At 72.4% G+C, this 19672-nt stretch carries 21 protein-coding genes; 15 read left to right on the plus strand and 6 right to left on the minus strand.

Annotation, left to right across the window (positions count from 1 at the left end):
• Nucleotides 1-3: 3 nt before the first annotated feature.
• From ACGFJ2_RS48610 to ACGFJ2_RS48625, 4 genes are read left to right on the plus strand one after another with little or no spacing between them, the layout of a single operon-like run.
• Nucleotides 4-2640: an MXAN_6230/SCO0854 family RING domain-containing protein gene (locus ACGFJ2_RS48610; RefSeq protein ID WP_393480237.1), complete on the plus strand. Its 2637-nt coding sequence runs from the start codon at nucleotides 4-6 to the stop codon at nucleotides 2638-2640.
• Nucleotides 2637-3290 carry a DNA polymerase beta superfamily protein gene (locus ACGFJ2_RS48615; protein ID WP_358182612.1) on the plus strand — a complete coding sequence of 218 codons (654 nt, stop codon included), beginning with the start codon at nucleotides 2637-2639 and terminating at the stop codon, nucleotides 3288-3290. The genes ACGFJ2_RS48610 and ACGFJ2_RS48615 overlap by 4 nt, the downstream gene beginning before the upstream one ends.
• Nucleotides 3287-4024: a DNA polymerase beta superfamily protein gene (locus tag ACGFJ2_RS48620; protein WP_393480241.1), complete on the plus strand. Its 738-nt coding sequence runs from the start codon at nucleotides 3287-3289 to the stop codon at nucleotides 4022-4024. The genes ACGFJ2_RS48615 and ACGFJ2_RS48620 overlap by 4 nt, the downstream gene beginning before the upstream one ends.
• Nucleotides 4025-4067: 43 nt before the next feature.
• Nucleotides 4068-6833 carry an ATP-binding protein gene (locus tag ACGFJ2_RS48625; RefSeq protein ID WP_393480243.1) on the plus strand — a complete coding sequence of 922 codons (2766 nt, stop codon included), beginning with the start codon at nucleotides 4068-4070 and terminating at the stop codon, nucleotides 6831-6833.
• 63 nt (nucleotides 6834-6896) lie between these two features.
• Here ACGFJ2_RS48625 and ACGFJ2_RS48630 read toward each other — a convergent pair whose 3' ends face one another.
• The 3 genes from ACGFJ2_RS48630 to ACGFJ2_RS48640 all read right to left on the minus strand — a co-directional run bounded on the left by ACGFJ2_RS48630 (nucleotide 6897) and on the right by ACGFJ2_RS48640 (nucleotide 8727).
• Nucleotides 6897-7304 carry an arylamine N-acetyltransferase gene (locus ACGFJ2_RS48630; RefSeq protein ID WP_393480246.1) on the minus strand — a complete coding sequence of 136 codons (408 nt, stop codon included), beginning with the start codon at nucleotides 7302-7304 and terminating at the stop codon, nucleotides 6897-6899.
• Nucleotides 7305-7339: 35 nt separating this feature from the next.
• A complete protein-coding gene (locus tag ACGFJ2_RS48635) occupies nucleotides 7340-7666 on the minus strand; it encodes an arylamine N-acetyltransferase (protein WP_393480248.1) in 327 nt (108 codons plus the stop codon).
• 116 nt (nucleotides 7667-7782) lie between these two features.
• Nucleotides 7783-8727, minus strand: coding sequence for a GNAT family N-acetyltransferase (locus ACGFJ2_RS48640; protein WP_393480251.1), 945 nt, complete (start codon nucleotides 8725-8727; stop codon nucleotides 7783-7785).
• A 142-nt stretch (nucleotides 8728-8869) separates the two neighbouring features.
• Here ACGFJ2_RS48640 and ACGFJ2_RS48645 point away from each other — a divergent pair, with 142 nt between their 5' ends.
• Both ACGFJ2_RS48645 and ACGFJ2_RS48650 read left to right on the plus strand, forming a co-directional pair.
• Nucleotides 8870-9844: a hypothetical protein gene (locus ACGFJ2_RS48645; protein ID WP_357953190.1), complete on the plus strand. Its 975-nt coding sequence runs from the start codon at nucleotides 8870-8872 to the stop codon at nucleotides 9842-9844.
• Nucleotides 9845-9855: 11 nt separating this feature from the next.
• Nucleotides 9856-10401 (plus strand): hypothetical protein, encoded by a 546-nt coding sequence (locus ACGFJ2_RS48650; protein ID WP_358182597.1) that lies wholly within the window; start codon nucleotides 9856-9858, stop codon nucleotides 10399-10401.
• A 129-nt stretch (nucleotides 10402-10530) separates the two neighbouring features.
• Here the strand turns inward: ACGFJ2_RS48650 and ACGFJ2_RS48655 are convergent, their stop codons facing one another.
• Nucleotides 10531-11325 (minus strand): class I SAM-dependent methyltransferase, encoded by a 795-nt coding sequence (locus ACGFJ2_RS48655; protein WP_393480255.1) that lies wholly within the window; start codon nucleotides 11323-11325, stop codon nucleotides 10531-10533.
• Between the two features lie 140 nt (nucleotides 11326-11465).
• Here ACGFJ2_RS48655 and def point away from each other — a divergent pair, with 140 nt between their 5' ends.
• Both def and ACGFJ2_RS48665 read left to right on the plus strand, forming a co-directional pair.
• Nucleotides 11466-12005, plus strand: a complete 540-nt coding sequence (def, locus tag ACGFJ2_RS48660) for a peptide deformylase (RefSeq protein WP_358182591.1) — start codon at nucleotides 11466-11468, stop codon at nucleotides 12003-12005.
• 79 nt (nucleotides 12006-12084) lie between these two features.
• Entirely contained in the window at nucleotides 12085-12447 is a 363-nt protein-coding gene (locus ACGFJ2_RS48665) for an MmcQ/YjbR family DNA-binding protein (protein ID WP_357953198.1), read from the plus strand.
• Here ACGFJ2_RS48665 and ACGFJ2_RS48670 read toward each other — a convergent pair.
• Nucleotides 12416-13279: a hypothetical protein gene (locus ACGFJ2_RS48670; protein WP_393480258.1), complete on the minus strand. Its 864-nt coding sequence runs from the start codon at nucleotides 13277-13279 to the stop codon at nucleotides 12416-12418. The two genes, ACGFJ2_RS48665 and ACGFJ2_RS48670, sit on opposite strands and share 32 nt — an antisense overlap.
• A 21-nt stretch (nucleotides 13280-13300) precedes the next feature.
• Here ACGFJ2_RS48670 and ACGFJ2_RS48675 point away from each other — a divergent pair, with 21 nt between their 5' ends.
• A complete protein-coding gene (locus ACGFJ2_RS48675) occupies nucleotides 13301-13906 on the plus strand; it encodes an SAM-dependent methyltransferase (RefSeq protein WP_358182585.1) in 606 nt (201 codons plus the stop codon).
• A gap of 34 nt (nucleotides 13907-13940) precedes the next feature.
• Here the strand turns inward: ACGFJ2_RS48675 and ACGFJ2_RS48680 are convergent, their stop codons facing one another.
• A complete protein-coding gene (locus ACGFJ2_RS48680) occupies nucleotides 13941-14849 on the minus strand; it encodes a hypothetical protein (protein WP_393480261.1) in 909 nt (302 codons plus the stop codon).
• Between the two features lie 88 nt (nucleotides 14850-14937).
• Here ACGFJ2_RS48680 and ACGFJ2_RS48685 point away from each other — a divergent pair, with 88 nt between their 5' ends.
• From ACGFJ2_RS48685 to ACGFJ2_RS48710, 6 genes are all read left to right on the plus strand, one after another.
• The gene (locus ACGFJ2_RS48685; protein ID WP_357953205.1) at nucleotides 14938-15699 is read left to right on the plus strand and encodes a DeoR/GlpR family DNA-binding transcription regulator; all 762 of its coding nucleotides are present in this window, start codon (nucleotides 14938-14940) and stop codon (nucleotides 15697-15699) included.
• 34 nt (nucleotides 15700-15733) lie between these two features.
• Nucleotides 15734-16684, plus strand: a complete 951-nt coding sequence (gene pfkB, locus ACGFJ2_RS48690) for a 1-phosphofructokinase (RefSeq protein WP_358182579.1) — start codon at nucleotides 15734-15736, stop codon at nucleotides 16682-16684.
• A gap of 76 nt (nucleotides 16685-16760) precedes the next feature.
• The gene (locus tag ACGFJ2_RS48695; RefSeq protein ID WP_357953207.1) at nucleotides 16761-17933 is read left to right on the plus strand and encodes a PTS mannitol transporter subunit IICB; all 1173 of its coding nucleotides are present in this window, start codon (nucleotides 16761-16763) and stop codon (nucleotides 17931-17933) included.
• Nucleotides 17934-17936: 3 nt separating this feature from the next.
• Nucleotides 17937-18245: a PTS lactose transporter subunit IIB gene (locus tag ACGFJ2_RS48700; RefSeq protein ID WP_357953209.1), complete on the plus strand. Its 309-nt coding sequence runs from the start codon at nucleotides 17937-17939 to the stop codon at nucleotides 18243-18245.
• Nucleotides 18226-18666 (plus strand): PTS sugar transporter subunit IIA, encoded by a 441-nt coding sequence (locus ACGFJ2_RS48705; RefSeq protein WP_393480266.1) that lies wholly within the window; start codon nucleotides 18226-18228, stop codon nucleotides 18664-18666. Before ACGFJ2_RS48700 ends, ACGFJ2_RS48705 begins: the two co-directional genes overlap by 20 nt.
• Nucleotides 18663-19667: a zinc-dependent dehydrogenase gene (locus ACGFJ2_RS48710; RefSeq protein ID WP_357953212.1), complete on the plus strand. Its 1005-nt coding sequence runs from the start codon at nucleotides 18663-18665 to the stop codon at nucleotides 19665-19667. The genes ACGFJ2_RS48705 and ACGFJ2_RS48710 overlap by 4 nt, the downstream gene beginning before the upstream one ends.
• Nucleotides 19668-19672: the final 5 nt, after the last annotated feature.

The following is a 19672-nucleotide window of genomic DNA, read 5'->3' on the forward strand; positions in this document are numbered from 1 at the left end:
TCCATGAACGGTCCCGCCGAGATCCTGCTGCGCCGTACGCGGGTGGTCGCGCCCGCGCTGCTGGCCGCCGATCCGCGCATGCCCGAAGCCGTCGGCAAGCTGCCCAAGTCCCTGAGCATGACGCGGGCCGATGTGCGGTCCGGGGTGGCGGCGCTGGAGTTCGAGCTGCTGCAGCTGGGCTTCCTGGTGTCGGCGGAGCTGTATCGGGCGCTGGCGGCGCTGTCGTCGAAGGAGCTGACGCGCGTCGGGCGGCGGCTGCTGCACGGCCTGCGGGGTGAGCTGGGCGCGGCGGTCTCGCACGTACCCCTGTTTAGGAAATTTCCGGACAGCGTGCCCAGGGACACCGGCGACTTCTACGTGCGGCGGGTGTTCTCGCTGCTGCTGCAGCAGCCGGAGCGGCCGTGCGTCCTGTGCGGGAACGTCGGCACCGTCCACGCCGTGGCGCCCTGCGCGCACCTGGTGTGCCGTTCGTGCTGGGACGGGGCCGACTTCAGCGCCTGCCCCATCTGCCACCGGCGCGTCGACCCGGACGACCCGTTCCTGCTCCCGTCGGAGGAGCGCGCGGGCGTCGACCGCGCCGCCGTCACCGCCACCGGCCTGCTGCGTCTCGCGGACGACCCCGCGGCGGCCTGCCGTGAGGTGGCCGTGGACCTGATGACCCGCCGCACCCCCATGCCGCCGCACGACCGGGCCGACCTGGAGGCGCTGCTGGAGGCGTTCTGGCCCGAGTCGGGCGACTGGCTGCCGGAGAGCGTCCCGGTCAAGGAGACGCGCGCCGTCGTGCTCGCCGTCGCGCTGCGCCGGGGCGCCCCCGACGAGCTGCTGCGCAACCATCTGGAGACGGCCACGGACGTGCTGCGGCTGCTGTACGTGCTGATGGACGCCGATCCAGGGCTGCGGATCCGCCCGCGGCGCCGCGTGTCGCTGCCGCGCGCCGTCCGCCGGACCCTGCTGTCGTGCCTGGACGCGATGCCGTACGCGATCGAGGACCTGTTCCGGTACGGCGAGCAGTGGAAGCGCATGGCCGAGGTGCTGCACCCCCACGAGCACCACGCCCGCTACCCGAACGCCGCACTGGCCTTCGCCGCCCTGCGCGGCACCCGGCTCGACTCGGAGACGGCGTTCGGGCGGACCTTGCTGGAGCTGGCCGCGCGGCGGCCGGGGGTGCTGCGGGTGCGCGACGGGCGGCTGGTGGCCACGTCGTTCGCGAGCCGCGTGGAGACGGCCCTGGCCGACGGCCGCCACTCCGACGCGGCCGACCTGCTGGTCCACCGGCCCGGCGAGCTGATGCGGCGGCTGTCGCAGCTGCTCCGCCTCTCCCCCGGCCTGCTGGAGACCCTCGGCCGGGCAGAGGCGGACACACCCGCGTCCGGACCGGCGGTTGCCGGACCGGCGGTTGCCGGACCGGCGGGCGTGGCGACGCCTACCGGGCTGGCGGGCGTGGCGACGCGGGTCGCGCCCGGGGTGCTCCTCGCCGCCCTGGGGCAGCTGCGGACGCCGCCCGGCGGGCTGCGGCTGTTCCTGCCGCGCGGTGGCACCGCGCGCTTCCACACCCGGCCCGACGACCGGCCGCCGCTGCCGGACGAGGTCGTGCTGGAGGCCGAGCGGACGCTGGCCGCCGAGCTGCTGCGCCGCGCCGCCGCGCTCCCCCCGCTGCGGCGGGTGCTGCTGGACGAGGGCCTGGCCGACCTGATCGCGCCGACGTCCGAGCGGACGGCGGTCAAGGCGCTGGTACAGCTGCCGCGCGGCAGCGTCCAGCCCATCCCCGGCGGCGAGCGGCTCCGGTTCTTCCTCCACTGGGCCGAGCCGAAGGACACCCGGGTGGACCTCGACCTGTCCGTGGCCGTCTTCGACGAGCGCTGGGCCTTCGTCGGGCTGTGCGACTACACGAACCTGCGGCTGGGCACGGCCGTCACCCACTCGGGCGACCTGACGTCGGCGCCCGAGCCGCTGGGCGCGTCGGAGTTCATCGACGTGAACGTACGGGCCCTGCGCGGCCGCTACCTCGTGCCGGTCGTCTTCAGCTACAACGACGTGCCGTTCGAGGATCTGGTACGCGGGTTCGCCGGGTTCATGAAGCAGCCGAAGGGGCTGTTCGACCCGCTGGCCGTCCGGCAGCGCTTCGATCTGACGGGGCAGGCCAAGATCCTGGTGCCGCTGGTGGCCGACCTGTGGACGCGGACGATGCGGTGGGCGGACTTCAACCTGGGCGCCGCCGGTTACGGGCACAGCGTGGACGGGAGCGCCGACGAGCTGAGCCTGCTGGGCGCGGCGCTGGAGCAGGCGTTCACGCACCGGGTGACGCTGTGGGAGGTGGGCTGCTGGCACGCCGCCGCGCGCGCCGCCGAGGTCCTCGTCCGAAACCGCCAGGGCGAGCTGGTCCGCTACGAGCGGCGGCCGGGCGAGAACGTGGCCGCGTTCGCCGACCGGCTGATGGCCCGCGCCGACGCCCCGGCCGTCGGGCGGCCCGCGTCGTTCGACGGGGTCGAGCTCGCCATGCTCGTCCAGGGCGACCTGCCCCTGCCCAGCGGCTGCGCGGCGTACGCGCTGCACCCGGACGGCCTCGGCGACGTACACCGGCTTGGAGCGGCCGACCTGCTGGCCAGCCTGTCCCCCGACCCCGTGAAAGTGGCCACGTGAGCGAAGACCTGATCCTCTCGGTCGTGGTGGGGTCGCGGGCCTACGGTCTGGACACCGCCGAGTCCGACACCGACCGGCGCGGCGTGTTCGTGGTGCCGACGGAGGCGTTCTGGCGGCTGGACAAGCCGGTGACGCACCGCGACGGGCCGCTGCCCGAGCAGTTCTCGTGGGAGGTCGAGCGCTTCTGCGGGCTCGCCCTCGACGCGAACCCCACGGTCCTGGAGTGCCTGTGGTCTCCCCTCACGGAGGTGCTCACGCCGGAGGGCGGGCGGCTGCGCGACCTGCGCGGGGCGTTCCTGTCGCGGCGGGCGCACGAGTCGTTCACCCGGTACGCCGACGCCCAGTTCCGCCGCCTCGACCCGGCCGCGCCGAAGTGGAAGCAGGCGATGCACCTGATCAGGCTGCTGCTGAGCGGCCGCCACCTGGTACGCCACGGCGAGCCCCTGATCCAGGTGGGCGACTACCGCGACCGGCTGCTGGCGATCAAGCGGGGCGAGGTGGCGTGGGCGGAGATCGCCGCCTGGCGGGCCGAGCTGACCGGCGACCTGGCCGACGCGGCCGGCGTCCTGCCCGCGGCGCCGGACCGGGCGTCCGTCGAGACGTATCTCGTGGCCGTACGGAGGGCCCACCTGTCCCGGGAGCGCGTGTGAACCTGCCTGCCTGGCTGCCGGAGATCCCCGAAGAGCAGCCGTACCCGCTGGTGTTCGCCACGATCAGCGGCGCGCACCTCTACGGTTTCCCCTCGGCCGACTCGGACGTGGACCTGCGGGGCGTACACCTGCTGCCGCTGCGGGAGGTCGTCGGCCTGCGTACCGGACCAGCGACCCTCGACCGGACCTGGACGCGCGACGGCGTCGAGGTGGACCTGGTCACGCACGACCTGGCCAAGTTCTGCGGGCTGCTGCTGAACCGCAACGGCTACGTCATGGAACAGCTCCTCTCCCCCTTGGTCGTGTCCTCCTCTCCGCTGCACCAGGAGCTGACGGACCTGGCGCCCGGCTGCCTGACGCGGCATCACGCCCACCACTATCTGGGGTTCGCGCGTACGCAGTGGCGGCTGTTCGAGAAGAACGGGGAGCTCAAGCCGCTGCTCTACACCTTCCGTGTGCTGGCCACCGGCATCCACCTGATGCGCACCGGTGAGCTGGACGCCGACCTGACCCACCTGTTCGCGTACGTCCCGGCGTATCTGCCCGACCTGGTGGCCGCCAAGCGGGAGGCCGAGCACGGCCGCGCGCCGGGGGTGAGAACGGCGGGCGACGACGTGGCGCGCCTGACCGCCGAGCTGGAGGCGGCCAGGGACTCCTCACCGCTGCCGGAGGCCGCCACGGTCCGGGACGCCATGCACGACCTCGTGGTCCGGGCGCGCCTCGCCACCGCGTGAGGATTGGTCCGGACGTTCCTCGGTACCGCGTGAGGACGACGTCGTGACGGGGGAAGCCAGAGGCGACGCGCTCCGGCACATCGAGGAGATCCTGCCGTCGGGCGGCTGTGTGATCGTCGACGGGGTGGCGGGGATCGGCAAGAGTCACCTGCTGGCGGCGGCGATGGCGCTGGGACGCTCGCGCGGGCTGGCGATCGGCGCCGGGCGCGCCACCGAACTGGATCGCCTCGCGCCGCTGTCCACCCTGCTCACCGCCCTCACCGTCCTGCCCGGCACACTCACACCGCCGTCACGGCTCGGCGGGTTCCGGGAGATCCACACGCCGCCGTCGCGGCCCGGCGGATTCCGGGAGATCGAGCAACTCGGTGACGCGATCGAGCGCTTCACCCGGGATCGGCCGCTCATGGTGGTGCTGGACGACGCCCAGTGGGCCGATGAGCTGACCTGCCTGGCGCTGCGACTGCTCGTTCCCGGGCTGAGCTCGTCCCCCGTGACCTGGCTGCTGGCCCGCCGTCCCCTGCCCGCCCAGGAGGCCCTCGACCGGCTGATCGCCGAGGGCGCGCGGCGGCTGTCGCTGCCGCCGCTCACTCCCGGCGAGTCCGCCGAGCTCAGTGCCCGCCTCCTCGGCGCCGAGCCCGGCCCGTCGGTGCTGGAGCTGGCCGAAGCCGCCGGCGGCAACCCGTTCCTGCTCCAAGAGGTGCTCACGGCCATGCGGGCGGAGGGGCGGGTCACGGTGGCGGACGGGCGCGCCGCGATCACCGGGGCGCCGGACGGGCCCGGCGCGGCAGGGATGGGGCTTCCCCTGCGGTTCGTCGCGCCGGAGCTTCCGCAGCGGTTCGTCGCGCCGAAGCTTCCACAGCGGTTCGTCGTGGCGGGTCTTCCGCAGCGGTTCGTCGCGGCGGTGGAGCGGCGGTTGCGCGACCTGTCGCCGCAGGCCCGCAGGCTGCTGGAGGTGGGGGCGGTGCTCCGGCGCCCGTTCTCGGTGCATGAGGCGGCCGGGCTGCTCGGCGTGCCACCGGTCGGGCTGCTGGCCACCGTGGAGGAGGCCGTCGGCGCGGGAGCGCTGACGGGTGAGGGTGAGCGGCTCGGGTTCAGGCACGATCTGATCAGGGAGGCGGTGTACGGCGGGCTCTCGACGCCGGTCAGAACCGCGCTGCACCGGGAGGCGGCGACCGTGCTCAGGGCGGAAGGGCGGCCACCGGCCGAGCTGGCCGAGCACCTCCAGCACGGCGCCCGGCACGGAGACACGACCGCGATCCGCGAGCTGCGGGCCGCCGCCGAGGAGATGAAGTCCACCGCCCCGTCGGCCGCCGCCGACCTCATGCTGCGCGCCCTCGACCTGGCAGGCGGCCCGGACGCCGCCGTCACGGGCGATCAGCCGACCTCGCCAGGTGGGCCGGTATCCGGGCTGGTCGCCGGGGCGGTGCGGTTGCTGGCCTCCGCAGGACGGCTGGGCGAGGCCCGGCAACTGGCCGACGGTGCCGGTCAGCTGGGCGCGGCCCAGGAGGCGGACGTCGTACTGGGGCTGGCCGAGGCGCTCAAACACGCGGGAGAGGACCGGGCGGTGATCTCGCGGACGGCGCGGGTGCTGGCCCGGCCGGGAGTGCCGGTCGCGGCGCGGGCGCGGCTGCTGGCCGTACAGGCTCACGCGCTCATGATGTCCGGGCGGATCGACGCCGCCGACCTGGCGGCGGCCGAGGCGGTGGCCGGTGGGGAGCCGTTCGGGCAGGTGGTGGGGTTGCAGGCGCGCTCGACCGTGGCCCTGTTCCGGGGCGAGCTCGCCGCCGCGCTGGCATACGCCGAGGAGTCGGTACGGCTGGCCGACGCGGCCGGCGGGGAGGTGGCGCACAGGCATCCCCGGCTCTGGCTGGGGGCGGCGCTGGTGGCGCTGGATCGGTTCGAGGAGGCGGACGACGCCTACGCCGTCGTGGAGCGGCGGTCCGGGGCGCTGGGCACCGCGTGGTCGATGCCGTTGCGCCACCGGCTGCGGGCCGAGCTCCTGCTGGCCTGGGGGCGGCTGGCCGACGCGGCGGCCGAGGCGGAGGCCGGGCTGCGGGTGGCCGAACAGCTGTCGGCGCCGGCGCTGGTCCCGGCCCTGCTGGGGATACTCGGGTACCTGGCGCTGTCGCGGGACGACGTGGCGAACGGCCGTACCCACCTGGAGCACGGACGTCGTCTCGCCGGCGACCAACCGGGACTCGTGCGGGACGAGCTGCGGTGGCGCATCGGCCTGTTCCGTCAGGCCACCGGCCCGGCGCAAGGAAGCGGTTGGGTCGATGAGATGGCGGGGACGCTGCCGTACCTCATTCTCCAGGAGCCGCAGGCCGCGGCGCGGTTGCGGGCGATCCCGCGCGTCACGGCCCGCGTGCGGGAGCTCGCCGACCGCAATCCCGGAGTCCCGTCGCTCAAGGCCGCGGCCGTCCACGCCGAAGGCCGCCCGAAGGAGGCGATCGAGCTCTACCGAGCCGGCCCGCGCCCGCTCGGGCTGGCCGCGGCGCTGGAAGAGGCCGGTCAGCGCGACGAGGCCCTGGAGATCTACACGGCGTGCGGCGCCGCCAGGGACGCCGCCCGGCTCCGGGGCGCCCGCGGCCCGCTGCGCGGCTGGGCGGCGCTGACTCCGTCGGAGGTACGTGTGGCCCGGCTGGTCGCTGAGGGGCTGACGAACCGGGAAGTGGCCACGGCCCTGTTCGTGTCACCGCACACGGTCGACAGCCACCTCAGGCACGCCTTCGCCAAGCTGGGCGTGAACAGCCGCGTCGAACTCACCCGCAAGGTGCTGGCCGCCCTCGGCCACGACCCTGGCTCATGACACGACCCTGTGGCTCAGGAAACGGTCACGACCCCGGCGCATGAAGCGGGCACGATCCCTCGTTCATGAATCGGCCGCGGGTCGGCTCGCCAGCCGAGGCAGCAGCTGCGCCGCGTCCGACTCCACGATGTCGATGCCCAGCCGGTCGCGCAGTGCGGCCGCCAGCTCCCGCGCCGTACTCGCGGGGGGCAGGTCCTCGACCCGGATCCGGGCGTCCGCCGTGGTGCGCTGGGCGAGGACATGGTGGACGAACGGCGAGTGCGGATTCGTGGCGACGTAATAGTTGGCCACCTCGAAGTCGCTCGGGTAGTGCGGCTCGTCCTCACGGAAGGCGTACAGCTCGACGTCACCATGATGCAGCACCCAGAAGTCGTCGTCCCTGCCGAGACGCCACCGCCACGGACCCACCTCGGCCGTGGCGCCGTCGGCGAAGGGCAGCGGCTCCACCAGCCCGTCGCCGCCGAAACCCACGTCGGCCAGCCAGCGAGTGCCCGACGCCTCGACGGTCAGCGCGGCAGGTGGCGGCGGCCCAGCCGGATCCTGGCCAGGTGCCTGGTCAGGGGGAAGCCCAGGCGTTCGAGCACGGCGGCGAACAACAGGTTGTGCTCATGGCAGTAGCCGCCGCGCCCGCCCGTCACCATCTTGTCCTGCAAGCTCCCGAGGTCGAGGGAGATGCCCCTGCCGAGCACCGCGTCCAGGTTCTCGAACGGGATGGCCAGGACGTGCGCGCGGTGGACGGCGCGTAACGTCTCGGCGGTGGGGTCGCGCGGGCCGTCGTAACCGACGTGAGCCAGATAGGTGTCAAGATCGAGCTTTTCGATGTTCCACGTCATGGCTCCACTCTGCCGGTCGCCACGGCCCGCGCACCATCACGTGTTCACGTGATCAGACGGCGCCGGCTCCCGTGTTCACCGGACCGGCGGCGCCACCGGATCACGTGTTCATGTGGTCAGGCGGCCCCCGCCGACAGGATGAGTCTGACGGCGAAGTTGTGGTAGCCGGACCGCTCGAAGGCCCTGGCCATCGGGACGTTCACGGCGTCGGTGTCGGCGACGATCCGCTCGGCGCCCCGCTCGGCGTGCAGCCGGGTGATCTCGCCGAGCAGGTCGTCGGCGTAGCCGTGGCCGCGGTGCTCGGGCACCACGCCGAGGTAGCCGACCACGGGCCCGCCCGCGTTGGCCGACGGCAGCGCCACGCCGACGAGGTCGCCGTCCGGCGTGTACGCCAGGCGCCACCAGCCCCTGTCGCCCGGCATGCTCCGGTAGTCCTCGACATCCTCGCGGGCCTGCGCCTCGGGGTCGGTAGTGGCCAGGGCCTGCCGGGTGTGGTGGTCGAGCGTCCCGACGGCCACGCGGCTGAACGCCTCGACGAACACCTCGTCGTCGTCCTCCGCCCGGAACACCAGCCGGTCCGACGCCTCCGGCACCGGCGTGCCCCGCGTCCACTCGTACCTGAGCCGTTCGAGCTCGTCGGTCAGCCCGGCCAGGGCCCCGGCCCGCCACCGCCAGTCGATGGCGGCCGTGACCTTCGGGTCGTCCCGCCAGCCGTTCGCGACGAACACGTGATAGGCGGGCGCGTCGCCGTACCCCTTATGGGCGTGTCGCAGCAGCTCGGCGGCCAGTTCCACGCGGTCGGGCACCGACGGGTGGACCCAGAGGCAGTCGAGCGCGAGCGGGCTGTCGCCGTCGGGCAACCCCCACCAGACGGCGCGGGCGATGATGCGGCCGTCCTGTTCCGCGACCCACATGCGGTCGTGGCGGTAGTGGCCGGTCTCGAGAAAGGAGCGCAGCCGGTCGGGGTCGGCCCAGCTGATGGGCTCGTCGACGGCGCAGTCGAGCAGCCGGTCGAGGTCAGCCTCGACCGTGGAGCGGAAAAGCGTTGTGCCAGAAAGCACGATTCCTCCGGAAGGTTACAACAGCGGACGCGGGGAGCGCCCGGACAACACGGACCATCTCGACGTCTCCCTTCTTCCGGACTTTTCACGGTCAGCGGGGACTTTATCGCAAATGTAAGGCGAGTTCCGACAGGATAAGGACGTGGGCTCCTACGACGACGACACGCTTCCGCTCCAGCCTCCCGTCCGGCTGCCGGCCGACGACGAGCTGGTGGCGGCCGTACGCGAGACTCCTCTGGCCACCGGCGACGCCGACGCTTCCGCTCATCCGGCGTTCGCGCCGGACGCGGCCGAGGCGCTGCGTGACGGCTCCGACGACAAGGTGCTCCAGGTGTGGGCGGACGTCTGCCGCCGCACGCTGAGCACCGACGAGACGCTGTTCATGGAGGTGGTACGCCTCTATCTGGGCCGCGGCCCACTGACCGACGAGGTGCCCTCCGTCCTGACGGACCTGGGCCTGGTACGCCAGGCGCCGCCGCGCACCCTGACCCCGCTCGGCATCTGGGCGGCCGGGCTGGTGATCGGCGAGGCGACCGGGCAGGACATCCCGGTCATGGGCTCGCTGGCCGGCCGGGACGCCGGCGCGCTGCTGTACGGCCTGCGCTCCTACCCGGAGCCGGAGCGCGACGAGGAGCTCGCCGGCTGGCTGGCCGGCCGGGATCAGGGCGAGGCGGCGGCCGAGATCGCGGCCGCCCTCAGCGAGGTCAGCCCACTGAGCCGGGCCGTCGGCGTGGAACTGCTCGCCACGGGGCTGGGCGACGCGGGCACGCAGGCGCTCGACGGGCTGCTCGGCGCGCCGAGGCTGGGCGCCGTCGTGGCCGCCCGGCTGGGCCGCGAGGAACGGCCGCCGACGCCCGAGGAGATCGCGTGGGCGTTCGTGGACATGGCGGCGGCGCTGCTGGAGTTCGGCGGGGAGGCGGCCGAGGTCATCAAGTCGGTCTCCCAGGGCATGGAGAAGGACGAGCAGGCGGGCACGATCGCCCTCCTGGCCCTCGGCGACCATCCCTGGACCGAACGGGTGCTGCAGGTGTTCATCGACCACCATCCGGACGAGCGGGTGGTGGCGGCGGCCCGCAAGGCGCTGCGCCGGCACGGCCTGATGGACGTCCGAGGGTAGGGTTTCCCGAGATGACGAACCACACGATCAGCCCGCGGACCGGCGTTCTCGGCGCGTACTCCTGCGGTTGCGAGGCTGACCTGCCCGACCTCATGTCCGCCGAGCTGCACGCCTCCGAGACCAACCAGTGCACCGTCTGCCTCGGCTCGGCGGAGCAGCCGGTGCTGCCCGGCCTGGTGCCCGCCATCCTGCCCGGCCTCTCGCGTGGCCTGATGCGCCCCTGCACGGCCTGCGCGGCCACGGGCCGCCGCAGGGAGCAGATCGTCTGGGAGCTGGCCCACGCCGAGGCCGAACAGATGATCACCATGAGCCTGGTGCGGGGTGTGGTGGCGGAGTTCGGCGGGCCGTTCCACCTGTCGGAGGTCGCGGACGCGGTCCGATCGGGCCTCGGACTCCCGCCCGGCCGCCTGCCGGTGGGGCCACGGGTCCGCGACCTGCTGCTACGGCTGCAGGCGGCGGGCGAGATCACCATGCTGTCGGCTCCTGACGAGCTGCTGGACGGCGCCGACGTGGTCCTCTACCGCGACCCGCAGTGGGCCCGCACCTCCAGCCTTTAGCGCCGGGGCCACCGAGGTCTCCCTCGGGTTCGGTCCGCTCCCTGTGACGGTCCGTCGTGGCTGACGTCCCTAAGGAGGGATACCCCCTTCGGGTGGGAAGAGGAACGCGGTCCGTCGGGAGAGAACGGGCTAGCGTGCGATGCGGCAGAGGATTTCGCCGTGGGTGATCGAGATCCAGCCGTCGTCGGCCGCGGCCCACTTCAGCCAGCCCTCGGAGATGCGCCGTAGGTCCTCCTCCGTGGCGGCGCCCGTGGCGAGCGCCTGTTCGGCCATCGCGGACTGCTTGATCCGGTCGGCCCACATCCCGCCCCACCAGGCTCGGTCCTCCGGCGCGGCGAAGCACCAGGTGGACGAGGTGGCGGTGACGTCGTCGAAGCCCGCGGCCCTGGCCCACGACAGCAGGCGTCGCCCGGCGTCCGGCTCGCCGCCGTTGCTCCGCGCGATGCGCTGATAGAGCGCCAGCCACTCGTCGAGCTCCGGCAGCAGCGGGTACCAGGCGAACGCGGCATAGTCGCTGTCACGCGCCGCCACCAGGCCGCCCGGCTTCGTCACCCGCCGCATCTCCCGCAGCGCCCGTACGGGGTCGCCGACGTGCTGCAGCACCTGGTGGGCGTGGACGACGCAGAACGTGGCGTCGGGATAGTCGAGCGCGTGCACGTCGGCGACGGCGAACTCGACGTTGCCCACGGCTCCCACTCCGGCCCTGGTCAGCTCCAGCGTCTCCGCGCTCACCTCGGACGCCGTCACGTGCGCCACCCGGCCGGCCAGGTCGGCCGTGATGGTGCCGGGCCCGGCGCCCACGTCCAGCAGCTTCATCTGCGGCTTGAGGTGGGGCAGCAGGTACGCGGCCGAGTTCTCGGCGGTGCGCCAGCGGTGGGAGCGCAGCACGGACTCGTGGTGGCCATGGGTGTAGACGGCGTCCATCGAAACTCCTTCGTCTCGCCTCGGTAGGACGACCATAGCCTCTATCTCACAATTCAAGAATATATGTCTCATTATATGAGCAACATTGAGTGCTGATCATCTCCTGGTCGCTCGTACACTTTGTGGCGACACATCCGCATGTGGAAAGGGCACTGGTCGTGGGAGAGGTCCGGCCGATCGTTCAGGTGGGAGACCCGGTGCTGCATACGCCCTGCGAGCCGGTCACCCGGTTCGACGGAGCGCTGGCGGCGCTGGTGGAGGACATGTTCGCGAGCATGTACGCGGCGGAGGGCGTGGGCCTGGCCGCCAACCAGATCGGCGTGGCGTTGCGGGTGTTCGTCTACGACTGCCCCGACGAGAACGGCGACCGGCACAAGGGCGTCGTGGTCAACCCATCGCTCGAACTGCCCGGACTCGGCGAGCGGCACCTCGACGCGGGCGAGGAGGGCTGCCTGTCGGTCCTGGGCCAGTACGCCCCGCTCCCCCGCCCCGACCACGCCACCGTGCACGGCTTCGACGCCGAGGGCGCGCCGGTCACGGTCGAGGGCACCGGCATGCTGTCGCGCTGCCTGCAACACGAGACGGACCACCTCGACGGCTATCTCTACATCGACCGCCTCCCGGCCAAGCGCCGCAAGCAGGTGCTGGCGGCGTACGAGGAGTCCCGCGCCGTGAGGTAACCACGGAAAGGAGACTGCCCGCGGAAAGTGGGCTGCCCGCGAAAAGTGGACTAAAGCGGAAATGGACTACGGTGGCGATGTGATCACGGTGGAGGACGTGCGGCGGCTGGCGATCACGCTCCCGCGCTCGTCGGAGCATCTCATCAGAGACCGGATCAAGTTCCGCGTCGGCTCGATCGTCTACGTCGCCTTCTCCCGCGACGAGACCCTCATGGGCTTCGGCTTCCCCAAGGAGGAGCGGGCCGCCCTGGTGGCGGCCGAGCCGGACAAGTTCCTGCTGCCCGGCGAGTCCGACATGCGGTTCAACTGGGTTGTCGCGCGACTGGCCGCCATCGACGCCGACGAGATGCGGGAGCTGGTCGTCGAGGCGTGGCGGCTGGCGGTCCCGAAGAAGGTCTACGCCGCCTACATCAGCTCAGCCGGTCAACACCCAACGCGCTGATCAGCAGGCGCTCCTTGCGGTTGCCGAGCAGGCGGGCCGTCCAGTCGACGAAGCCCCCGTCACCCAGCTCCACGCCGTCCGCGTAGATCTTGAAGCACAGCCCTGTGTAGTAGCCCCGCCCGGACTGCCGGTCCAGGTCGTCCGTCGCGCCGATTCCGTCCGCCACCCGCGCGAAGCGAGGATCGAGGACGGTGAGGCGGACCTCCGGCTCGGGGATGCCGCACGCCCGGACGGCGTCCGTCAGCACGCCCAGGTGCTCGGCCAGGTGACGGCGTTCGAAGGCCAGGTTCCCCTTATCCCGGTCGCCCGACACCAGCGCGAACAGACCGAAGTGCGCGGACATCCCCGCGCCCGCGAAGTGCTGCGCCCGCACCACGCGCTGGAACGCGGCCAGCCGCACCGGACCGGTGGAGCGGCGCCGCCGGACGGCCGCCTCCAGCGCGAGAGCGTTCGTCGGGTCGGCCGCGACCTCGGTGTTCCTGATCGTGGTGATCACCTTGTTCTGGTCCACGGTGGCCGGCGCCGAGTGCGCCCCGAGCGGCGCGACCGGCGCCAGAGTGAGCAGCTCGAAAGCGTCCGGTACGACCGACAGCACCGCGTCCTCGGCCCGGCGGACGCGCTCGAACGGCACCGTGGCCGGCCCCACGAACCGGTCGGTCGTGTAGCGGCGCAGCACATCGGCCGGGGTCAGGCCTTTCGCCCGCACCCGCATGACTTCGAGCAGCAGTGTGGTGAGGTCGGCGCCGGACAGCCGCTCGGCCAGCACGTCGAGGATCTCGGGACCGCCCGCTTTGCTGAGCACCCGCCGCAAAGCCGTTGATTCATCACCCATCACCCAAGCATGATCGTGATCATGAGTGAGCGCGACTGGATTACCTGGCACGACCACTACGACACGCCCGGCTCCTCCCTGAGCCGGCGGCTGGCCGTGGTACGAGAACGCGTCCGGCTCGCCCTTGACGCCGGCGCCGAACGGGTGGTGAGCCTGTGCGCCGGACAGGGCCGCGATCTGCTGCCCGTGCTCGCCGGCCACCCCCGCCGGGACCGCGTACGCGCCCGACTGGTGGAGCTCGACGAGCACAACGCCCGGATCGCCGAGCGTGACGCGCCGGACGGCGTCGAGGTGGTGTGCGGCGACGCCGCGCTGACCGACGCCTACGCGGGCGCCGTGCCCGCCGATTTGGTTCTCGCCTGCGGGATCTTCGGCAACATCAGTGACGCCGACATCCGGCGTACGGTCGCCACGCTCCCCCGCCTCTGCGCGCCCGGCGCGACCGTGATCTGGACCAGGGGCCGCCACGAACCCGACCTGCTGACGACGATCTGCGACTGGTTCGAGCAGGACGAGTTCGAGCGGATCCACCTGGACAGCGACGGCCACTACGGCGTCGGCGTGCACCGCTACACCGGCCCGCCCAGGCCGCTGGAGCCGGGCGTCCGGATGTTCACCTTTCTTTAGGACGCACTCCGGCCTTTAGGACACACTCCGGTCTTTAGGACACACTCCGGTACAGGCTCTGGGTCAGCCCGGTGATGCGCTTGACCGAGGAGCTCCAGGTGCCGCCCACGGGGTGCGCCGTGAGCAGCGCCATGATGAACCGGTCGTCCTTGCCCAGCAGGCCGGTGGTGTGCAGCACCGGACGGCCGTAGTCGGGCACGCCGGACCCGGTGGCCCGTGACGCGACCCCGCTGATCGACAGGTCGGCCCCCGGCGCCCGCAGCGGGACCGGGTTCACCGAGGCGCCGGTGCCGCACTTGGTGGGCGCGACGTCGCCGAACCCCGACCAGCCCTGCTTGACCGCCCACGGCTTGGGCACCGCGCGCGGGATGCCGAAGTACTGGTCGAAGCCGTCGGTGCCGCACGGCGTGGAGTTGCGCAGGTGCCCCAGGATCGTCTCCCGCACCCCGGGCGCCGCCGTGTCGAGCAGGTAGCGGTACGTCCGCACGATGTCGTACGCGCTCAGCGACGTGTAACCCCAGAACCCCGGCTTGGACGCGGGCGGCGGTGCGGTGTCGGACAGGCCGAGCTTGCGCGCCATCCGCTGGACGATCGCGCCCTTGCCGCCGCGGTTCCAGAACGTGGTGGCCGCGCCGTCGTCGCTGGAGCGCAGCATGACCTTGAGCAGCCGGGCGTCGGCCGCGGGGACGCTCTTGCGCTTCTCCAGGTAGTCGATCGCGATCAGGATCTTGACGACCGAGGCCGAGCGGAACTTGCGGTGCGCGTTGCGGGTGGCGACGAACTTGCCCGCCTTCCTGTCGAACACCAGCCACGACGCCGTCGTACCGGCCGGCACCGTCGGAGGCTTGACGCCATCGGTGGACGCGGCCGCCGGCGGCCCGGCGACGCAGGCCACGGCGAGAGGTAAGGCTGCCGCGACGGCGGCCCAAGGCTTGGTTCGCATCCGACATATCTACCAGAGTCTTGACCTTCCAACAGAGTCGGGTATAAACACAGATGAAACCACATTGAAACGGCGGTGAATCAACATCATGTACGCCGAGGAGCGGCAGCAGGAGATCCTTCGCAGGGCCCGCGCCGCGGGCCGTGTCGACGTGGTGTCGCTGGCCGGCGAGCTCGACGTGACCACCGAGACGATCCGCCGCGACCTGACCGCGCTGGAGCGGGCGGGCGTGCTGCGCAGGGTGCACGGCGGCGCGATTCCCGTGGAGCGGATGGGGTTCGAGCCCGCGCTCGCCACCCGCGACGAGGTGATGACCGCGGAGAAGGAACGCATCGCCAAGGCCGCCCTGGCCGAGCTGCCGGAGGACGGCTCGGTCATCATCGACGCCGGCAGCACCACCGGCCGCCTGGTGCAGATCCTGCCCGCCGACCGGGAGCTCACGGTCGTGGTCAACTCACCGCCGCTGGCCACCGCGCTGGCCGCCCGCGCCAACATCAGCGTCATCATGCTCGGCGGCCGGCTGCGCGGCCGGACGCTGGCCACCGTGGACGACTGGGCGTTGCGGCCGCTGTCCCAATTGCACGTGGACGTGGCGTTCATGGCGACGAACGGCTGCTCGGTCGCCAAGGGCCTGACCACGCCCGATCCGGCGGAGGCGGCGATCAAGCGGGCGATGGTGTCGGCCGCGGAGCGCAGCGTGCTGCTGGCCGATCACACCAAGTTCACCAACACCTACCTCGCGAGCTTCGCCGAGCTGAGCGAGATCGACGTGGTGATCACCGACGCGGGGCTCGACCTCGCCCTGGCCGCCGACCTGTCCGCCGCCGGCCCGGAGGTGGTCCGCGCATGACCCCTTACAGAGACCTCGGCGGAGGGTGGCGGCCATGATCCTCACGCTGACGCTCAACCCCAGCCTGGACCGCACGATCGAGATCGGCTCGCTCGACCGGGGAGCCGTCATCCGGGCCGCCGCCGCCCGCCTGGACCCCGGCGGCAAGGGCGTGAACGTCTCGCGCGCGCTGCTCGCCAACGCGGTCGCCTCGCGCGCGGTGGTCCCGTTCGGCGGCGACGAGGGCAGGCAGCTCGTCCGCCTGCTCACCCTCGAAGGACTCGACATGGTGACGGTCCCGGTGACCGGCACGACCCGGTCGAACGTCACCCTGGCCGAGCCCGACGGCACCATCACCAAGATCAACGAACCCGGCACCGCCCTGTCCCCCGGCGAGCTGGACACGATCGCCGACACCGTACTGGCCGCCGCGCACGAGGCCGACTGGGTGGTGGCCTCGGGCAGCCTGCCACCGGAGGTGCCCGCCGACGTCTACGCCAGGCTCTGCCGCCGCTTCGCCGGCGCGGGCATCCACGTCGCCGTCGACACCAGCGGCCCGGCGCTGGCCAACGCGCTGGCCGCCGGGCCCGCCCTGGTCAAGCCGAACCTGGAGGAGCTGGCCGCCGCCACCGGCATGCCGATCCGCTGTCTCGGCGACGTGGTGGAGGCCGCGGGCAAACTCCGGGCGGCGGGCGCGCGTACGGTCCTGGCCAGCCTCGGCGCCGACGGCGCGGTTCTCGTCGAGGACAGCGGCATCTGGTACGGCCACGCCACGGTGACCGAGCCGCGCAGCTCGGTCGGGGCCGGGGACGCCATGCTGGCGGGCTTCCTCGCCGGCGGCGGGCACGGCGAGCGGGCGCTGGTCGAGGCGCTGGCCTGGGGCGCGGCGGCGGTGTGCCTGCCGGGCAGCCGGATGCCCGGACCGGCCGACATCCGCCCCGACGGCGTCCGCACCGGCCCGCCCGTCCTGACCCGCCCGCTGGAATCCCCCGCCGACCCCACCTGACCCCCTCCTGGAAGCCCTCGCCGACCCGACTTCGACATACCAGGAACCTGCTCATCCCCCCGAAGGAGCACGTCCAATGGCCGAAACCTACACACCCCCGGTCTATGGGACCGGGGCCAAGGCCACCATCCAGCGCATCGGCGGCCACCTGGCCGGCATGATCATGCCGAACATCGGCGCGTTCATCGCCTGGGGGCTGATCACCGCGCTGTTCATCCCCACCGGCTGGCTGCCGAACGCGGCGCTGGGCGCGATGGTCGACCCGATCATCAAGACGCTGCTGCCCATCCTCATCGCCTACACCGGCGGCCGGATGGTCCACGGGCAACGCGGCGCGGTGGTGGGCGCGGTCGCGGTGATGGGCGTCATCGTGGGGTCGGACATCCCGATGTTCCTGGGCGCCATGATCATCGGCCCACTCACCGCCCTGATCCTGAAATATGTGGACAAGTTCACGGAGGACCGGACCAAGTCCGGCTTCGAGATGCTCGTCGACAACTTCACCGCGGGCATCGTCGGCGCCGCCATGGCCATCGTGGGGATGTTGGCCATCGGGCCGGTCGTCCGCGTGGTGACCACGGCCGCGGGCAACGCGGTCGAGTGGCTCATCGTCAACAACCTGCTGCCCCTCGCCTCGGTCCTCATCGAGCCCGCCAAGGTGCTGTTCCTCAACAACGCCGTCAACCACGGCGTCCTCGGGCCGCTCGGCGTCGCCGAGTCCGTCAAGCACGGCAAGTCGATCCTGTTCATGCTGGAGTCGAACCCGGGCCCCGGGCTCGGCCTGCTCATCGCGTTCCTGCTGTTCGGCCCGCGCCCGCTGCGCCCGAGCACGCCCGCCGCGATGATCATCCACTTCTTCGGCGGGATCCACGAGATCTACTTCCCGTACGTCCTGATGAAGCCCCGCCTCATCCTCGGGGTCATCGCGGGCGGCGCGGCCGGCGTGTTCACCTTCATGATCACCGGTGCAGGGCTGGTGGCGACTCCTTCGCCGGGCAGCATCTTCGCCTACCTGGCGGTGACGCCGAAGGGCGGCTGGCTGGGCGTGATCGCCGGCATCCTCGTGGCCACCGCCGTGTCGTTCGCGGTCTCCTCGCTCCTGCTCGGCTTCGGCCGCGGCGAGAAGGAGGAGCCGCCGGAGGACACCCCGGAGGCCGCCGCCGCCCCCGAACCCACGGCCGACCGCGTCGAGGAGAGCGGCGCGAACGACCGCGACACCCAGGCCCAGCCCGTCGCCAAGGAGGCGTGAACCATGGCCAGCATCGACAGCAAGGACATTCACAAGATCATCGTGGCCTGCGACGCGGGCATGGGCAGCAGCGTCATGCTCGCCAGCCAGCTGCGCAAGCAGCTCAAGGACACCGGCGTCACCGTGGAGCACACGCCGGTCAACGAGATCCCGGCCGACGCCGACGTGGTGGTCTGTCACTCCGGGCTCGCCGCCCGGGCCAGGGTCTCGGCGCCGGGCAAGGTGCTGGTGTCCTTCCAGATCTTCCTCGGCGACCCGGCCGTGACCAAGCTGGTCGCCACCATCAAGAACGGTGGCACGGTCGATGCGTGACGACCTGCTCGATCCGCGCGCCGTACTCCTGCACGAGAGCGCGGCCGACCGGGACGAGGCGATCAGGCGGTGCGGGCGCGCCCTGGTAGACGTGGGCGCGGTCGCCGAGCCGTACATCGACGCCATGCTCGAACGCGAACAGACGATCTCCACCTACGTCGGCGAGGGCGTGGCCATCCCGCACGGCACCGCGGCCGCCAAGGAGGTCGTCCGGCACGACGCGATCTGCGTCGTACGCTTCCCGGACGGCGTCGACTGGGGCGGCGAGCCCGTCACCTTCTGCGTCGGCATCGCCGCGAAGAACGACGGGCACGTACAGCTGCTGGCGGCGCTCGCCGACATCCTGCTCGACCCCGAACGCGCCAGAGCACTCCGTGAGGCGACGGAGGTCGGCCAAGTCATGAAGGAGCTCAGATCGTGAAGGTCGCCCGTTTCCACGCCCCAGGGGACATCCGCGTGGAGGACGCGCCGGAGCCGGTCGCCGGTCCCGGCGAGCTGAAGATCCGGGTACGCAACTGCTCGACCTGCGGCACCGACGCCAAGATCTTCAAGCACGGCCACCACCACATCCGCCCGCCCCGGGTGATGGGCCACGAGATCGCCGGCGAGGTGGTCGGCACGGGCGAACGCGTGCAGGTCATCGCGGCCATTCCGTGCGGCACCTGCGAGGAGTGCCGGCGCGGCCGCCTCACCGTCTGCCCGAACCAGGAGTCGATGGGTTACCACTACGACGGCGGTTTCGCCGAGTACATGGTGATCCCGGCGAAAGTGCGGGCCGTCAACGGCGTCAACGTCATCCCGTCAGGCGTCGGTTTCGCCGAAGCGTCGGTGGCCGAGCCGCTCGCCTGCGTGCTGAACGGCCAGTCACTGGCGCGGGTCGGCCCGGGTGACGACGTGGTCGTCATGGGCGCGGGCCCGATCGGCTGCCTGCACGTGCGGCTGGCCCGCGCGCGCGGCGCCGCGCGGGTGTTCCTGGTCGACGTGAACGCCGACCGGCTGGCGATGGCGGCGGAGCTGGTACGCCCCGACGCGGTCGTCGACACCGACGCGGTGGACCAGGTGCTCAAGCTGACCGGTGGCCGCGGCGCCGACGTGGTGATCACGGCGGCGGCCTCCGGCGCGGCCCAGGAGCAGGCCCTGCGCATGGCGGCCAGGCAGGCCAGGATCAGCTTCTTCGGCGGCCTGCCCAAGGACGCCCCGATCATCGCCCTGGACTCCAACCTGGTGCACTACCGCGAGCTGACCATCGTCGGCGCGAACGGCTCCAGCCCGGCGCACAACGCCGAGGCCCTCGGGCTGATCGCCGAAGGTCTGGTGCCGGTGGCGGACCTGATCACCCACCGGCTGCCGCTGTCCCAGGTGCTCGACGGGATCGACCTCGTCAGCCGGGGCGCGGCCATCAAGGTCACGATCGAGCCCTGAGGGGG

Source organism: Nonomuraea sp. NPDC049028, from assembly GCF_043197735.1.
Lineage (GTDB): Bacteria > Actinomycetota > Actinomycetes > Streptosporangiales > Streptosporangiaceae > Nonomuraea.

What these genes read in the sequence shown, in the direction of transcription:
- ACGFJ2_RS48685 (WP_357953205.1), top strand. Translation starts at nt 14,938, where the DNA reads ATGTACGCCGAGGAGCGGCAGCAGGAGATCCTTCGCAGGGCCCGCGCC.
- ACGFJ2_RS48655 (WP_393480255.1), bottom strand. Translation starts at nt 11,325, where the DNA reads ATGGACGCCGTCTACACCCATGGCCACCACGAGTCCGTGCTGCGCTCC.
- ACGFJ2_RS48610 (WP_393480237.1), top strand. Translation starts at nt 4, where the DNA reads ATGAACGGTCCCGCCGAGATCCTGCTGCGCCGTACGCGGGTGGTCGCG.
- ACGFJ2_RS48675 (WP_358182585.1), top strand. Translation starts at nt 13,301, where the DNA reads ATGAGTGAGCGCGACTGGATTACCTGGCACGACCACTACGACACGCCC.
- ACGFJ2_RS48635 (WP_393480248.1), bottom strand. Translation starts at nt 7,666, where the DNA reads ATGACGTGGAACATCGAAAAGCTCGATCTTGACACCTATCTGGCTCAC.
- ACGFJ2_RS48680 (WP_393480261.1), bottom strand. Translation starts at nt 14,849, where the DNA reads ATGCGAACCAAGCCTTGGGCCGCCGTCGCGGCAGCCTTACCTCTCGCC.
- pfkB (WP_358182579.1), top strand. Translation starts at nt 15,734, where the DNA reads ATGATCCTCACGCTGACGCTCAACCCCAGCCTGGACCGCACGATCGAG.
- ACGFJ2_RS48670 (WP_393480258.1), bottom strand. Translation starts at nt 13,279, where the DNA reads ATGGGTGATGAATCAACGGCTTTGCGGCGGGTGCTCAGCAAAGCGGGC.
- ACGFJ2_RS48695 (WP_357953207.1), top strand. Translation starts at nt 16,761, where the DNA reads ATGGCCGAAACCTACACACCCCCGGTCTATGGGACCGGGGCCAAGGCC.
- ACGFJ2_RS48700 (WP_357953209.1), top strand. Translation starts at nt 17,937, where the DNA reads ATGGCCAGCATCGACAGCAAGGACATTCACAAGATCATCGTGGCCTGC.
- ACGFJ2_RS48650 (WP_358182597.1), top strand. Translation starts at nt 9,856, where the DNA reads ATGACGAACCACACGATCAGCCCGCGGACCGGCGTTCTCGGCGCGTAC.